The organism is Duganella sp. Root198D2, assembly GCF_001428585.1.
Taxonomy (GTDB): domain Bacteria; phylum Pseudomonadota; class Gammaproteobacteria; order Burkholderiales; family Burkholderiaceae_D; genus Rugamonas.
In genome coordinates this window covers 213,948-229,536 of sequence record NZ_LMIC01000023.1, presented here as the reverse complement: position 1 = coordinate 229,536, position 15,589 = coordinate 213,948, and the positions used below count along the sequence as shown (strand labels likewise).

The window sequence follows — 15,589 nt, the reverse complement described above, 5'->3', positions numbered from 1 at the left end:
TGTCAGTTGGAATTGCAGCTCAGGGGACCGCCACCGTCGCCTGCCCCGGCATGCATACTTCGATCACGCCGCCGGCCATGCACATCAGCTTGGAGGCATTGTTCAGTGCCGGCAGCTTGCCCAGCAAAACAGTGGGCGAACCCGGCATCCACGGTGCGCTGGTCATCGGCACGCACGGCATTGGCGTCAGCACGCCCAGGGCCGCCGCCGTGGCAGCCGCCACCTGCGGGTTGCCCAGCGAGGTGCACATGCCGAACGGCAGTATGTTCACCATCGGCTTGCAGTCCATTACATTCGCGTCCGGCATGGTCGACATGACCTGGCTGGCCGGAGGCACCATCAGCGTGCCGGGCGCCATCCCGAACGAGCATTTGAGCATCGCTCCAGCGCATACTTGTTGTCCCATCATTCGCCCCTCAAAAGTCGTTTGATGCGCTCCATCAAGGCCGGCGCCGCCTCGGCATTGCCCAGGCGCCCCCCCTGCGCATTGAAGCGCACCGGTATTCCCACCGGCACGCCGTCGTGGTACAGCACTTCCTCCATCAGCGCCCCGTTCGGCCAGTAGCGGCGCAGCGAACCATGCAGGAGGTTGGCGCGGTAGCTGCAGCGTTGCACCACCTGGCCCTCGGCGTCGAGGTCGACCGACTCGCCCTCCAGCAAACCGCCCCGGTACACCGAATTGCGTACCTGCCTGCCTTCGTGGAAGAAGGCCGCGGGTCCTTCAATCTGGCCGGACTGCAGCGACAGGCGCGCCGTGACCTGGCCCGCCTCGTCATACGACAGCGACGGTCCGCAGGCAATGCCTTCGGCCATGGTCTGTGCCATCACGCGCCGGCCATGCACATAAGTCTCCACCACGCCATGCGCCAGGCCGCGCTGGAAGGCGCTGCGCTGCACCAGTGCGCCGTCGGCGTCGTACAGCGTCATTGGACCGTGCAGCTTGCCGTTCTCGAAATTGGCCTGCATTGCGAGCTGGCCGCCGGGCCAGAACTGTTCCAGCGGCCCATGCAGCACACCGCTGGCCATGGCGCTGCGCAGCAGCACATTGCCGTCGGCATCGTGCTCCTCGACCACGGTCGGCGCCGGGCTTTCGTTCACTGCCTGCAGTTGCGCTTCCATTCAGTTCACCTTCGCCATCGCGCCTTTGAGCGTCAGCACCGCGCCCGCTTCCACGGTCTGGGTGGCATCGGCCTTGCTGTTGATGATCGGCGCCTTCTGGTCGATCTGCAGGCCGGCCTGCAGCAGCAAGGCCTTGCCGGCCTTGCTGCTCAAGTCCGTACCGGCTTCGCACTGCAGCGCGGTGCCTGCCTTATTGCTCAATTCCGTGCCCGCCTTGGCCGACAGTGCTTTCGCCGCCTCCAGCGCCAGGCTGTCGTCCGATACCAGCTTGATGCCGCCTTTGACCGAGATGGTCAGGCTGCCATCCACCGTGAGCTGGTAGTCGCCTTTGACGGTATGGGTGAAAGCTGCCTGGTTCGCATGGCTCTCGGCCCCTGTCACAGCCAGCTCCCGCGTACCGGCCACCTGGCGCAACTCCTTGCCTTTTTTCAGCACAATGGTGCGGTCGCCCTCTTCCAGCGTGCGCAGCTCGGCGCCCTTTTTTACCGTGGTCGTCAGCGCGTTCTCGATCTCCACGTCCATATCCTTCTGCGCATGCAGGTAGAGCTGCTCGGCGTCCTTCTTGTCCTCGAAGCGCAGTTCGTTGCCGGCGCTGCCCTGCTTCGACGACAGGGTGCGCAGGATGGATTGGGTCTGGTTGGCGGGCAGCGTCGCCGGCGGCATGTTGTTGCCGTTATAGACGCTCCCGGTCACAAGCGGGCGGTCAGGGTCGCCGTTCACATAGCTGATCACCACTTCATGCCCGACGCGAGGCAGGAAGAAGGCGCCGACGCCCTTGCCCGCCGTGGCCTGCGCCACCCGTATCCACGGCGCCCGCTTGTCGTCGGCAGCCGCGCGGTCCCAAGGGAAGCGCACCTTCACGCGTCCATGCTTATCGGTCCAGATTTCTTCCCCCGATGGCCCAACCACCACGGCCGTTTCGCAGCCCGCGACACGGGGAATCGGCGCCTGGCGCGGCGGACGGAATGGCACCGGGGCCGGAAATGCTTCAAAGGCATTGCTGTACAAGTCGCCGCGTACCGTATGTTGTACCCGGCGCAGCACGAAGCAGGCATTCAAGGCAGCGACGAAGTGCCCGGCCAGCGTAAAACGGGTGCCGGCACTGAACGGGTAGCAGAAGCTGTCGCCGTGCAGTACTTCGGAGGCGCACTGGCTCTCCTCCACCTGCAGTTGAGCCAGGGCCCGGCCTGCGTCGACCGTCGCATGCCCGGTGGCGAATTCGTAGCTGGCGCCAACACCGCCCGTGGCGGAGAAATCGCCCTCCAGCGAAGTATCCGGCGTATCGAAATCGTAATCGCTGACTGTCGCCTGCTGCAGCACGATGCGGTGCTCGTGGGCAAAGCGCGAGACCGCATCGACCGGCCGCAGCATGCCCGTTTCAGGCCAGAAGCGCACCTTGGCGCCACCGCTGCAGTCGGCAAACTGGCTGGAAGTATCGGCCAGCACCATGGTGTGCCCGCTGGCGCCAAAGGTGAAGAAGTAGCAGATGCCGGCCTGCTCCATCAGGCGCGAAACGAAGTCGAAAGCGGTTTCGTCGTATTGCACGCAATACTCACGCTTCGCGTAGCTTTTGCTGAGCCGGGAGTCGAATGCCACGCCAAAGGCAGTCAGCACATCCTTGATAATGGCATCGACGCCGAGATTGGAGAAAATCTTGCGGTCGCGCGACAGCGTCAGCTTCCACAGCGTCGGCACCAGTTCCGCCTCGTAGAGCGAAAAATCCTTATCCTGGCCGCTCTGTACGAAACGCATGACCATGCCGCTGATATGGCGCGTGCCGCCCGACCCGCCGATGCTCACCGTCATTTCCTTGCCGACGGCCGTTGCCGCACGCAGGCTGGTGCTGGAAGAGCGCATATGCAGGGTGAACTTGAACAGCTCCGACAAGCCTTCGCTGCCCGCCAGGCTATCCAGCAGCAGGTCGTTGGCGCCGAACGGCGACGTCAGGTGCATCAGGCCGCCGGCCTGTTGAAAACCGGTGTTCATGCCACCCTCCCGATCGGACTATCGCGGAAAATGTAGGAAAATTGCGTGCCCGCCATTGCCATGTGCACCCCCGAAAATGCCGAGGCGGTGGCGATGCGTTCCAGGACCTGGCTGGCAAGCTGCGGCAGCACGGTCTGGGTCAGTATGAAATCGATATTGCGCGCACCGCTGTCGACCTCCGTGCAGCGCGCTGCGATGGCAGCCGTTACCGCATCGTCCCAGCTGAAACGCGCATGATGGTGGGCGGCAAAGCGTTCGGCCAGCCGGGCCAGCTTCATGTCGACAATCAGGCCGATGCCGGCATCGTCCAGCGGGTAGTACGGGACCAGCACCACCCGTCCAAGGAAGGCAGGGCTGAACTGGCGCAGCAAGGCCGGCCGCAGCTGCTCCACCAGGGCGGCGGGATCGGGCGCCACGCCATTCTGGCAGGCACGCGTGATCACATCCTGCGCTGCATTCGATGTGAGCAGGATCATGCAATGCCTGAAGTCGATCGGCACGCCCTCGCCATCTTCCATGGTGCCCTTGTCGAACACCTGGAAGAACAGTTCCAGCACGTCCGGGTGCGCCTTTTCCATCTCGTCCAGCAGCACCACGCTGTAGGGCCTGCGGCGCACCGCCTCGGTCAGCACGCCACCCTTGCCATAGCCGACGTAGCCGGGCGGCGCCCCCTTCAGGCTGGAGATGGTGTGCGCCTCCTGGAATTCCGACATATTGATGGTGATCATATTGCGCTCGCCGCCATACAGCAGCTCCGCCAGGGCACAGGCGGTCTCCGTCTTGCCAACGCCGCTTGGCCCGACCAGCATGAACACCCCGGCCGGCTTGCCAGGATCGTCGAGCTCCGCGCGCGAGGTGCGCACCCGGCGCGCGATAGCGTCCAGCGCCTGGTCCTGGCCGACGATGCGCTCGCACAGGCGCTCGTTCAGTTCCAGCACCGTGTGCACTTCGTCGGCCAGCATCCTGCCCACAGGGATCCCGGTCCAGCCGGCAATTACACCGGCCACCATGGCCGAATCGACACAGACCGGCACCAGCGGTTCATCGTCGCGGATAGCCTCCAGCCCTTTTTGCAAGCGTTGCAACCGGGCGGCCTGCGCCAGCTGTTCTTCATCCCCGCTGCCCCCGGCATCGGCACAGGCAGCGATCTCGCGCCGCAGCGCCAGTATCTCCTCGACCGCGTGCCGCTCCTCGCCCACCTTGGCCAGGACGCTTGCATGGCGCGCGGCGAGGCGTTCCAGCGCGCCTGCCAGTTGTGCCGCCGCGGCGGCATCGCCTTCGCCGCGCCCGAGCTCCTGGCGTGCCAGGCGCAACCCTTCCTGTGCCAGCACTATCTCGTGCTGAAGCGCTTCCAGCGCCGGCGGCGTGCCCGCCTGCGCGATGGCCACCCGCGCGCAGGCCGTATCCAGCACGCTGATCGCCTTGTCCGGCAACTGCCGTCCGGCGATGTAGCGCTGCGACAGGCGCACCGCATCGCGCACTGCTTCGTCCAGGATTTCCACCTTGTGATGCCGCTCGAGCGTAGCGACCATGCCGCGCAACATGCCGACCGCCGCTTCCGGTACCGGCTCATCCACTTTCACCACCTGGAAGCGCCGTGCCAGCGCAGGATCGCGCTCGACATGCTTCTTGTATTCGGCCCAGGTGGTCGCCGCAATCGTGCGCAGTTCGCCGCGCGCCAGGGCCGGCTTGAGCAGGTTGGCGGCATCGCCCTGCCCCTCGCTGCCGCCGGCACCGATCAACTGGTGCGCCTCGTCGATAAACAGGATCACAGGAGAGGCGGCGGCGCGCACCTCCGCGATCACCGACTTCAGGCGCTGTTCGAATTCACCGCGCACGCCGGCGCCCGCCTGCAGCAGCGCCAGGTCGAGCGCGCATACGCGCACATCGGCCAGTACGCCCGGCACGTTGCCGTCGGCGACGCGCTGGGCAAAGCCTTCCACCACCGCTGTCTTGCCCACGCCTGCCTCGCCGGTGAGGATGGGATTATTCTGGCGCCGCCGCAGCAGGATATCGATGATCTGGCGGATTTCGTCATTGCGGCCGCGCACCGGATCGATGCGGCCCGCGCGCGCCAGCGCCGTCATATCGACCGTGTACAGGTCCAGTGCGGGCGTCGTTGCACTTGGCAGCGAGGCTGCTCCGCCCTGTCCTGCGCCGCCGGCGCTGCCAGCCAGCAGCGTGGCCAGCTCGGTCTTCAGGCGTTCGCGCGGGATCTCGAGCAAGGCTGGTGCAGTTTCGATCAGCATGCCGCGCAGGCTGTCCAATTCCAGCATGGCCAGCAGCACCACGCCGGAGCGGATCTGCTGCGTGCCCAGCAGCATGGATCCAGTCAGCCAGGCTTCACGGAACAAGGGGGCAAAATGCGGCGAAAGCGCCGGCGTACGGCCATTGCCGCGCTTGAAGCCATCCAGGCAGTCCTGCACCTGGCGCCGCACGGCGTCGCCGCCCACGCCATAGTGCCGCAGCAGCAGCAGCAGGTCGGAGGCGCCGCCATCGATCAGCGCCGCCAGGAAGTGCTCCACCTCGACGTTGAAATGGGTCTGCTGGACACACAGTTCGGCAGCGGCATCCATCGCCCGCCGGCATTCCGGGTCGAGGCGTGTCAACAGGCTGCGGATATCGACTTCCATGCCTCAGCTCCCCGGTGCCGGCAGCACGAAACGTGCTGCCTGGTATTCGCATTCCCGGCGCCCCGGGGCGGCACGGCCGCACAGCCATGCACTGCGCCCCAGCCGCGGCGCAAGGGCATCTGCCTGCCGGGCCCCGAGGCGGGATTTCGGGGAAGTTGCCAGCTTCAGCTCCAGCGTCACCTTCATATCGCGCTGCAGGTGCCGCGCCACCAGCCAGGCCAGCAGCCCGCACTGCCGCCCACCGGGCAGCAGCTCTGCGAACCGCTCGTGCGCCAACGCCGGGGCACCAAGCGCGATACCGGCGCACTGGTCCCAGGCGCGCGCACCAAGGCTGCCGCCTCCACCCAGGCGTTGCGCCAGGTGGCCGCCGCCCAGTCCCTGCAGGCGCGCACGGTCGCTAACTGCCAGCGGGTGCCAGCCTCCGACGAATTGCTGCCCTTCGAACTGGACGCCGAGGCGATCGCGTAACAACGCCAGCAAGCTGGCCAGCGAACGCGGTGCGGCCCCCTGCAGGCCCGCATGGCGCAACCATGCCAGTTCGCCGCCCGGCCCGTGGGCGCCTTCCGCCAGGCCAAGCCCCGACAGTGCATCCAGGCTGTGCGGAAGCGGCGCCGGGCTGGCGATGCCCTGCAGCGGCAGGTGGTGCTTGCAACGGGCGCGGTACCAGAATCCGATCAGGCGCTGGTTGAAGATGTCCAGGAAATCCAGCCCGGCGCCGTCACGCGCTCGGCGGCGCGCCAGCAGCAGCTCGGTGAACGCCGCTGCCAGCGGTCCCTGCGCGCCGGCCAGGGACAAGGCTGGTGTGCGCAAGGTCAACGGCGGTCCGGGCCTGGCACTCTCGTCCAGGCTGGCGATATCGCTCGGCGCAAAAGCCATCCCGACCTGCGCCGCCAGCCGCAGTGCTTCATTGGCGCCGATACCGCGGCCAACCCGTGCGCGCGCCGGCTCGCTGCGCTCCAGCAGGCTGATGGCCTGGAACAGGTTGAAGTCATGCGGCGCTGCCCGCAGCTGTGAGATCAGGTCAGGCATTGCCGCCCCGCCATCGCAGGCCACTGCTTCCAGGTCTCGCCGGTGCGCTGCACGGACAGGCGCACGAAAGAATTGGCCGTGGTGTACATCGCAAAGAAGCGCGCCAGTACGCCCGCCAGCACCAGCGGCGAAGTACCGTCGAATGCAGCGGCATCGAATTCCAGCGTGACGTCGGTGCCGCGGCAATGCCCGCGCCAAGATTCGCTGCCCAGGCGTGCCGTAGCTGGCTGGGCGTGCAGGCGCTTGATGCCGCGCACCTGCAACTGGTCGCGCGCACTGCTGCCGGCGAACAGCGACAGCATTTCGCGCAGTGTGGCAGCCCCGTTCGAGCCGTCGGCCAGCGAGCGGTGATTCAGGCGCAGCAGCCCCACCAGGGCCCACAACGCATCATTGCCAAGTGCCGGCTGGCGCTGAGCGCTGGGCTGGTAGACGGCGCGGACCGAGGTCGAAGCGGCGACTCCATCGCCCCGGAAACGCGTGCCGGGTGCGACCTGCTCGGCCAGCAGCCGGTTGGTGCATAGCAGGCTGGCGTAGACTACAAATTCGCCAAGTTCCGCGCGCACATCGCCACGATCGACAAAACCGAGGTAAACGTCGCTGCCGTTGATACCCTTGCGCAGGCTGGCTTCGCGCCGCATGCTCCAGCATACCTCCGCGCCGCCTGCGCCGGGCTCGGCATCAGCGAACGCGCTAGGGATTTCCAGGCTGCGCTCCCCGCGCGGGTCGGCCGCACTGACCGAGACGATCGAATGCACTTCCAGCACCGCGTCGCGGCGACGATCCGGGATCAACAGGTACTCATAGTGGCGCCGGTCAAGCACTATCGGCTCGCTGGTAACAGGGAACAGGTTCAGAGCCGGCACACATCCCAGAAGCACGTTCTCGGGACGCAATTGAGACAAGACTGCCGCGCTGCGGGTGAACACCAGGCGGACCGAAAAGCCGGTTCCCCGGCCGAGGCGCCCGCGCAAACCGGATAAGTCGAAGAACTGGAATTTACGCGGGAACGCGAAGTACTCCTGCAACAGGCAGTATGCGGGATGGACGTGCGCCGGCCGCGCCAGCAGCGCTTCATCCTCGGCGAAGCCCACATCCACCAAATGGTGCGCAGACATGCGGTAAACGCCCGCACTGCCGACCACCTCGATATATTCCAATGCACTGATCAGCAGTTCGTGCAGCGGCATTGTAATCAGCAGGTCGCCCGACAAATGCAGGCGCAGCGTATCGAGCTCCAGCTCCGCCACGTCGACACCGCCTTCGCACAGCAGGTCGAGGCGCAAGGTTCGCGCGTCCTCCTGCATGATGGCGCCAATCCTCAGCGGCCACAGGATCGTGTTCCATCCCACCTGGAAGCGGCATTGTTCTCCCGTCGCGGCGGTCGCCGACAGCATTGTGCCGCGCTTCACCGGCATTCCCGCCGTGACCTTGCCCTCGCTCGGGTCGAGCGCCATCTGCATGACCGTCATGGCAGGAACAGGCTGGGTCAGGCTCGGACACAGGTTGTCGAGCATGGCGGCAGCCACGGTCGGAAAGTCGCGCTCCAGTTCGCGATGTACGCGCGCATTCAGGTAGGCCACCGACTGGATCAGGTGTTCGGTATGCGGATCGGCCGCTTCGTCACCGGTCAACACCAGCCGATGTGCGACCTTCGGGTAGCGCGCCGCGAAGTCAGCCGACTGAACGCGCAGGTAGGCGAGTTCGCGGCGGTAGTACTCCAGCAGGTCGTCCTGCGCGCGCATGGCAGGCTTCTCCCTCGGGTTCATGCTGCCGGCTCCAGCGAGGCCGCACGGCCGTCGAGCAGGCAGTCGAAATGCACCTGGCGCTGCTGCAGCCCAAGCGTCACGGCACCACCGATCCGGATACGCGCAGCGACCGGCTTGCCGGGATCGCGTTCCACCTTCACGACCACCTGCGACAGGCGCGGCTCGTACAACGCCACTGCACGCGCCACCACCCGTTCCCATTGCGCCAGGTCGGCCGCCGACTGCGGCGAAAGGCGCAAGGTGTCGGGCAGGCCGTAATGCAGGGAGCTCGCCTGGTCGCCGAGGAATTGCTCGATCGTCAGGCCGTTGCGGGAGTTGAATAGCCGGGACAGATCGGTCAGCACCGACTGCTGCAAACCGTCGGCGTCAAGCAAGCGGCCGTCACCTGCCGCATCGGATATTCCCGCGAGGCGGTCGAACAACGGTGAAACGGAATTCGCTGGCATGAGCTTCATGGGGGCACCAATTCAAGGCTGCATCGGTCAAAAGGGCTTGAAGTGATGTTAGGGTTGGCCCGGTACGTTACACAAGTATCACGTGGGTAACATCGGAGTTTACAAGCCGGAATTTGCGGAGGTTGCTACCAGCCTGCAGGCCCCGGATTCGGAACAGCGGCTCGTGTTCCTCCTCCGGCTAACGCCGCGGGCGAATTCCCTGAAGATTGGAAGAATTGTTGAGTTGGTAGCATATGTAGCCCACGATTTGTCTCCGCATGAGACCGTACTCAGACTTGCCAGTCCAGCGAGGTATGCACTGCGATCACCTTGAGCAAAGGCTGGCGGAAATGTTGTTGAGCCCGTCCGCCTTGAAGTTGGCGACGATGCTTTCGTGACCGCTGCGATCGGGTAATGAATTTTTTGGGAGTCAAAACACGGCGCTGCATCTCTCGATCCTGCCGAAAGATGCAGGCCATCCGCGGATCCTGGTTAATCCGCCTTCATCGTCTCCAGGTTCCAGTTCCAGGTACCGGTACCTTTGGACGTCGAATCGGTTTTCTGCTGCGTGAAATCGGCCTTGATCTTGGTGAAATTCACCGAGAACGAGTCGTTCGGGATACCGCCGCCGCCGCTGCAGCTCATTTGCGAGACCATGGCGTTATCCATCACATAGGTCATGAAGTTCATGTAGGCGCCATTCTCCACCCGGCCGATGTTCAGCTTGGCCGGGCCGATCTTCGTACCTTTCACGCAAGCCTTGAACAACTCGGTGGTGGACAGGTCGGAAGACTTTGAAAAAGACATTTCCGACAGCACGGCACGGCCCAGGGTCCGTTCGGTATTGCCGGCGTCGCTGCCCATCGGCAGGTAGGCGTTGTGCGAGAACGAATGGACGATGATCTTGTCCGTAAAGCCGGTGATGGTGCAGTTGCCCTTGATGTCGGCACCCAGGTCGAGAATCAGTACGTCTGACATAGCAAGCTCCGTAAAGTGAATGCGGCGGCAGCGACTGGCGCATGCCGCGCGCAGGATCGATGGTCAATCAGGCAGCCGCGGCGGGCAGTTGCGCCACCAGCCGGATCGAGGTAGTCAGCTCCTCCATCTGGAAGTGCGGCCGCAGGAATACCGTGGCCGAATAGGCCCCCGGCTTGCCGGGCACCTCGGTAACGTCGACGCGACCTTCCGACAGCGGGAAGCGCGCCTTCTCGCCCTGCGAAGCGTTCGGGCTCAGGAGGACATAGTCGCTCAGCCAGTTGTTGAGGAAGTTCTCCACGCTGCCGCGGGTCTGGAAGCTGCCGATCTTGTCGCGCATGATCACCTTGATATAGTGCGCAAAGCGCGAGGCGGCCAATACATACGGCAGGCGTGAAGACAGCGCCGCATTGGCGTTGGCGGCATCCTTGTTGTACAGCTTCGGCTTGTTGACCGACTGCCCGCCGAAGAAGGCGGCCATGTCCGAACCCTTGGAGTTGACCACGGCGATGAAGCCAAGGTCGTTCAATTCCTTCTCGCGGCGGTCGGTGATCGTTACCTCGGTCGGGCACTTCAGCGCGATGTCGCCTTCGTCGGTCTTGAAGGTGTGCGCCGTCAGGCCCGTAATCTTGCCGCCGCCTTCCACGCCGCGGATTGCCGTGGTCCAGCTATGTTTGGCGAAAGCATCGGTGATGCGCAGGCCTAGCTGGTAAGCGGAGTTCGCCCACAGGTATTTGTTGTGGTCCTTGCCGTCCACATCTTCTTCGAAGGCGAACTGTTCGACCGGATTGGTCTTTGCGCCGTAAGGCAGGCGAGCGGCGTAGCGCGGCAGCACCAGGGCGATATAGCGCGAGTCTTCCGTGTCGCGGAAGCCGCGCCAGGAGACCAGCTCATCGCTTTCGAAAATCTTCGCCATGTCGCGCGGCACGCCCAGTTCGGTGAACGAACCCATGTCGAACAGCGAAGGCGCTGCAGCGGCAATGAACGGCGCGTGCGCAGCCGCGGCGACTTTTGATAAGCGTTCCAGTAGCGCGATGTCCTGCGGATGGCGGCCGAAGTAGTAGTCGCCGATGAACAGCGAGTAAGGGTTGCCGCCAAACGTACCGTATTCTTCTTCGTAGACTTTCTTGAACAGTACGCTCATATCGTGATCGACCGCGCCTTCCAGGTCCTTCAACAATTCCTTCTTCGTCACGTTGAGCAAGCGCAGCTTGAGCATGGTGCCTGTCTCGGTACCGAACACCATGTCGTGCAGGCCGCGCCACGATCCTTCGAGCGCCTGGAAACGCTCGTCGTGCAGGATGGCATTGACCTGGTCGCTCAGGATCTTGTCGATCTGTGCGACGCGTTCATTGATCATGGCAACGACGCCCGCGTCGGGCGCCTTCTTCATGCCTTCGTCCAGTACCTGGGTGGCGAACTGGCCAAGAAGTTGGCGTGCGTACTGGCTTTGCGATGGCTCGACGGCCATTTTTCCTTCTTGGACGATGCGATCCAACAGGCTCGATTCCTGGTTGGTCGTACTGGCACCGGCCTGGACTTCCTCTTGATTGCTGGCCATTTTGGACTCTCTCTGAATGGTAGGGAAAACAGCGCGCTGGCGCTATCAGGACTGGACTTCTTCGGCTTTTTCTTCCGCTGCAGGTTCGCCCGCGGAAGCAGCACCGCTTTCGGCCTTCAGCGCCTTCAGTTCTTCCGTGTTTTCGACAATCTTCTCGAGCAGCGTATCCAGTTCATCGTTGCCATCGAGTTTGCCGAGCAGGTCGCGTAATTGCTGGCGCACCACCAGCAGCTTCGCCAGGCGTGGCACTTGTTGTGCAATGGACTCCGGATGGAAATGATCGATCTCGCTGAACTTCAATTCGATCTTCAGGTTGCCGTCTTTCTTGTAGGTGTCCGGCACCGACAGGTCGAGGCGCGGGGCAATCTTCGCCATCACTTCCTTGAAGTTGTCGCGGTCGATTTCCACCAGGCGGCGCTGCTTCAGCTTCGGCAACGGCACCAGTGGCTGGCCCGACAGATCGGCCAGCAAGCCCACCACTAAAGGCAGTTCCTTCTTCTCGACCGCGTCGCCGATTTCCACATCGTAGGTAATTTGCACGCGCGGGGGACGGTTCCGTCCCACCCATTTTTGCAAGCTGTCTGACATCACGCCCTCACTGGAAATGTTATAGGGGACAAACCGGGTGTTTCGGTTTTGAGATTAGGACTGCGCGCTCGCGTAACACAAGTATCAGCGCAGTATCAAGCGATATTGGCCCAATTCTGCGTCGCAACTTTTGAGGGCAATCGTGTTAGCATGCGGCTTCGTCCCTCCAGCGATCTTCCGACATGCCCGACGCTAGTGTTGCAGCAGCAGGATTGAAAGGAACAAGAAGCCCCTTCCGCTTTGGTGCATGGCTGATCGACCCATCCACCAACTCGATTGAGGGCACGCAAGGCAAGCGCCAGATGGAGCCGCGCACGATGGATGTATTGCTTGCTTTGTGCAATGCACGCGGCGCGGTGGTCAGCGCAGAAGAATTGCTGGAGCAGTGCTGGGGCAACGTCGTCAACAGCGACAGCTCCCTGCACAAGAACGTCGCTCAGTTGCGGCGCCTGCTCGGCGACGATGCAAAATCCCCCGAATACATCGAGACCATCCGCATGCGCGGCTATCGCGCGGTGGCCCCGATCGACTTTGAATCGGTAGGCGCCAGGAGCTGGCAAGCTGGTTCGCCGTTCCGTGGCCTGATGGCCTTCGACGAAGCACATGCGGATGTCTTCTTCGGCCGCGACGAAGCAACCCGCAACCTGCTTGAAACAGTGATGGAACAGGCCAGGCACGGTTTTTCCCTGACGATGGTGCTCGGCCCCAGCGGCGTTGGCAAGACGTCGCTGATCCAGGCCGGCCTGCTTCCAGCCTTATCGGACCTGGCATCAGGTCACGAAGTCGGCGTATTGGCTGCGACTGGCTTCGACCTGGTGGAACTGGGCGAGCAAACCCTGTTCACCGGCCTGGCCGGCGCCCTGCTCGACCTGCAGTGGGGCGAGGACTGCGCCTTCCCTGGCGAGAACGCTATTTCCTTGGGCATCCGGCTGCAGCAGTCCTGCGACTCGGTGATAGCAGGAATGGAAGCTGCGCTCGAAGCGCACTCCCAGCTCCACAAGCGACTGCGATTCGCCATTTTCATCGACCGCTTCGAAGCCTTTTTCAACGAAGGCCGCATCGCCGAGACTGAGCGCCGCGCCTTCCTGTCGGTGCTGGGGCAACTGGCACGCAGCCATGCCGCACTCCTGGTGATCGCCTGCCGTAACGACTTCTATCCCAGCATCGCCAAATACGCCTTGCTAACCGAAGGCAAGCGGCACGGCGGCCACTTCGACCTTGGCGCCCCTGGCTTCAGCGACATCGCGCAAATCATCCGCCGGCCGGCGGCGGCGGCCAAACTCAGTTTCGGTATCGACCCGTTGACCAATGCGCGGCTCGACGACGTGTTATGCGAGAGCGCGACAGACAGTCCGGACGCCCTGCCCCTGCTGCAGTATTGCCTGCAGGAGCTGTACCGCCTGCGCACGGAGCAAGGAGTGCTCAGCTTCGAGGCCTTCCACCAGCTGGGCGATCTTGAGGGTGCAATCGGCCAGCGCGCCGAACAGGTGGTACTGGAGCTCGACGACGCCCAGCGCGCGACCATCCCGCACATCATGTCGCTGCTGATTGTGCTCTCGCTCGACGGCGACACTGCGACCAGCCAGCGTGCCCCGTGGTCGGCGCTGCGCAGCACAGCCGCGCAGGAAGCGGTGCGCGCGCTGGTCGAAGCGCGCCTGTTCGTCAGCGACCTGGCCGACGGCAATCCAGTCTTCGGTATCGCGCACGACGCCATCCTGCGCCGCTGGCCGCGCATGACCGACTGGATAGCGGCGCACCGTGTTGCCCTGCGCACGCGCGGCCGCCTGGCGCAGCAGGCGACACGCTGGCGCGACGAAGGGCGGCCAGCCGACTTGCTGCTCCCGCACGGAAAACTGCTGGATGAAGCACGCGACCTGCAGCACGCCGGCGTGCTCTCGCTGTCCGAAAATGAGTCGGAGCTGATTCGCGCGTCGCACCAGCGTGCACGCCAGCGCGAGCGCCTCCGCGTGCTGGCGATGTCGGCAATTGTCGCCCTGGCTCTACTGGCCACGGGCCTTGGACTCAGCGCCATGGCCGCCAAACGTTCGGCGGAGCTGCGCCGCAACGAGGCGGAAAGCCTGATGGACTTCATGCTCGGCGACTTTGCCGACAAGCTGCGTCCGCTGGGCCGCCTGGACTTGCTGGAAAGCGTCAGCGGCAAGGCAATGCAATACCTGCGCGGCTCGGATGGCGAGGACCTGAGCCCCAATGCCCTTACCTTGCGTGCCAAGGGCTTGCAGGTAATCGGCGAGGTTGGCCGTTCGCGCGGCGATTCCAAAGTAGCCATTGATGCGCTAAACCAGGCCAATGTGATCCTGACACGCCAGCACCAGGCTGCGCCCAAGGACATCCAGGTGCTCAAGAGCCTGGGAGCCAACGCCTACTGGGTCGGCCAGATGCACAAGGACCGCAACGACTGGCAAGCGGCGGGAGAAGCGTGGCGGGACTATCTCACCTATTCCGACATGCTGCACCAGATCGAGCCGCAAAATACCGAATGGCTGATCGAGCAGTCGTATGCCCACAATAATCTCGGTAACCTGGCCTTCAAACGCGGCAAGCCAGCATTGGCGGTTCCTGAATTTGTGGAATCAATTGAGCTGAAACGCAAGGTATTGGCCATCAGACCAGACCTGTACCCGATCGTCGTCGAGCTGGCGAGCAGCTACTCCTGGCTGGCTTCGGCCAAGGAAGCCTCGGGCGAGCTGCAGGAAGCGCAACGCCTGTATGCGCAGGAGATGCAATTGATCACCCGGTTGCGTGAACGCTTCCCGAGCGAGACCATGTGGGTGCACAGGCATGCCTTGGCCCTCCAGCACCGTGCCAGCATCGGCCTGGCGCTTGGCATGGATAAGGAAGCCCTGCGCGATTATGAGGAAGCAAGGAGCCTGCTCATGCAGGTGACGGCGCAGGATCCGAACAACCGCGCCTGGCAAGTGGAGCTGGCGAGCCTGGACCTCGAACTGCTGCGCATCACCGCACGCCATTCCCCGCCCGATGGATTGCTGCCCAAGGTAGCGGACTCACACCGCCGGTTGCAGGCAATCCTGGCTCTCGACCCCAGGAATTCGGACTGGAAGCGCCGCGAAGCCACCGCGCGCACACGGCTCGCGACGCTGCTGTTTGCCAGTGGCAAGGCGACCGCGGCGGAAGAGGAAGTCAAACGTTCGGTCGCGAACCTCGAGGCGATTTACGCCAGCAATCCGTCGAACCTCAATGGCAGGCTGGCATTGATCGAAGCCTTGCAGCTGCAGGCTTCGCTCCAGCAACAGCAGAAAAACACACAGGCTTCGGTTGCAACTTGTTCGCACATCCGCGAACTGATCGCAGGTGAAGCGGCAGAGTCAATGAACCATCAAATCCTTGATCCATGGGTGCGGGTGAATGCATGCTTGCAGAATCAAGTCATCTTCCAGAAAGGAGCAAAACAACTTAAAGAGATAGGCTACCGTGATAGTTCGTACTTCCAATTTGTTTCTAGCCATTAGAAGGGAAATA

11 protein-coding genes are annotated in these 15,589 nt (G+C 63.7%); 1 reads left to right on the top strand and 10 read right to left on the bottom strand.

The features are described from left to right. Nucleotides 1-19 precede the first annotated feature (19 nt). From ASE26_RS18690 to tssB, 10 genes are all read right to left on the bottom strand, one after another. Nucleotides 20-406, bottom strand: a complete 387-nt coding sequence (locus ASE26_RS18690) for a DUF4280 domain-containing protein (RefSeq protein ID WP_055925156.1) — start codon at nt 404-406, stop codon at nt 20-22. Next, on the bottom strand, nt 406-1,119 hold the full coding sequence (locus ASE26_RS18685) for a toxin-antitoxin system YwqK family antitoxin (protein ID WP_057246718.1): 714 nt from the start codon (nt 1,117-1,119) through the stop codon (nt 406-408). Before ASE26_RS18685 ends, ASE26_RS18690 begins: the two co-directional genes overlap by 1 nt. Further along, on the bottom strand, nt 1,120-3,105 hold the full coding sequence (locus ASE26_RS18680; RefSeq protein ID WP_057246717.1) for a type VI secretion system Vgr family protein: 1,986 nt from the start codon (nt 3,103-3,105) through the stop codon (nt 1,120-1,122). After that, nucleotides 3,102-5,738, bottom strand: coding sequence for a type VI secretion system ATPase TssH (tssH, locus tag ASE26_RS18675; RefSeq protein WP_057246716.1), 2,637 nt, complete (start codon nt 5,736-5,738; stop codon nt 3,102-3,104). Before tssH ends, ASE26_RS18680 begins: the two co-directional genes overlap by 4 nt. 3 nt (nt 5,739-5,741) lie before the next feature. Beyond that, nucleotides 5,742-6,767 (bottom strand): type VI secretion system baseplate subunit TssG, encoded by a 1,026-nt coding sequence (gene tssG / locus ASE26_RS18670; protein ID WP_082507032.1) that lies wholly within the window; start codon nt 6,765-6,767, stop codon nt 5,742-5,744. Next, nucleotides 6,755-8,533, bottom strand: coding sequence for a type VI secretion system baseplate subunit TssF (gene tssF / locus ASE26_RS18665; protein ID WP_229207011.1), 1,779 nt, complete (start codon nt 8,531-8,533; stop codon nt 6,755-6,757). Before tssF ends, tssG begins: the two co-directional genes overlap by 13 nt. After that, nucleotides 8,530-8,988 carry a type VI secretion system baseplate subunit TssE gene (gene tssE, locus ASE26_RS18660; protein WP_055923746.1) on the bottom strand — a complete coding sequence of 153 codons (459 nt, stop codon included), beginning with the start codon at nt 8,986-8,988 and terminating at the stop codon, nt 8,530-8,532. The genes tssF and tssE overlap by 4 nt, the downstream gene beginning before the upstream one ends. 471 nt (nt 8,989-9,459) lie before the next feature. After that, the gene (locus ASE26_RS18655; protein ID WP_055923749.1) at nt 9,460-9,945 is read right to left on the bottom strand and encodes a type VI secretion system tube protein Hcp; all 486 of its coding nucleotides are present in this window, start codon (nt 9,943-9,945) and stop codon (nt 9,460-9,462) included. Between the two features lie 67 nt (nt 9,946-10,012). Then, nucleotides 10,013-11,503: a type VI secretion system contractile sheath large subunit gene (tssC, locus tag ASE26_RS18650; protein WP_055923752.1), complete on the bottom strand. Its 1,491-nt coding sequence runs from the start codon at nt 11,501-11,503 to the stop codon at nt 10,013-10,015. A gap of 45 nt (nt 11,504-11,548) precedes the next feature. Then, nucleotides 11,549-12,091: a type VI secretion system contractile sheath small subunit gene (gene tssB, locus ASE26_RS18645; protein ID WP_055923755.1), complete on the bottom strand. Its 543-nt coding sequence runs from the start codon at nt 12,089-12,091 to the stop codon at nt 11,549-11,551. A gap of 212 nt (nt 12,092-12,303) precedes the next feature. Here tssB and ASE26_RS18640 point away from each other — a divergent pair, with 212 nt between their 5' ends. After that, entirely contained in the window at nt 12,304-15,579 is a 3,276-nt protein-coding gene (locus ASE26_RS18640; protein ID WP_229207012.1) for a winged helix-turn-helix domain-containing protein, read from the top strand. Nucleotides 15,580-15,589: the final 10 nt, after the last annotated feature.

Bases quoted from the DNA above. Each gene is read 5' to 3' on its own strand.
- tssF (WP_229207011.1), bottom strand. From the start codon at position 8,533: ATGAACCCGAGGGAGAAGCCTGCCATGCGCGCGCAGGACGACCTGCTG.
- ASE26_RS18680 (WP_057246717.1), bottom strand. From the start codon at position 3,105: ATGAACACCGGTTTTCAACAGGCCGGCGGCCTGATGCACCTGACGTCG.
- tssE (WP_055923746.1), bottom strand. From the start codon at position 8,988: ATGAAGCTCATGCCAGCGAATTCCGTTTCACCGTTGTTCGACCGCCTC.
- tssG (WP_082507032.1), bottom strand. From the start codon at position 6,767: ATGCCTGACCTGATCTCACAGCTGCGGGCAGCGCCGCATGACTTCAAC.
- ASE26_RS18655 (WP_055923749.1), bottom strand. From the start codon at position 9,945: ATGTCAGACGTACTGATTCTCGACCTGGGTGCCGACATCAAGGGCAAC.
- tssC (WP_055923752.1), bottom strand. From the start codon at position 11,503: ATGGCCAGCAATCAAGAGGAAGTCCAGGCCGGTGCCAGTACGACCAAC.
- tssH (WP_057246716.1), bottom strand. From the start codon at position 5,738: ATGGAAGTCGATATCCGCAGCCTGTTGACACGCCTCGACCCGGAATGC.
- ASE26_RS18685 (WP_057246718.1), bottom strand. From the start codon at position 1,119: ATGGAAGCGCAACTGCAGGCAGTGAACGAAAGCCCGGCGCCGACCGTG.
- tssB (WP_055923755.1), bottom strand. From the start codon at position 12,091: ATGTCAGACAGCTTGCAAAAATGGGTGGGACGGAACCGTCCCCCGCGC.
- ASE26_RS18690 (WP_055925156.1), bottom strand. From the start codon at position 406: ATGGGACAACAAGTATGCGCTGGAGCGATGCTCAAATGCTCGTTCGGG.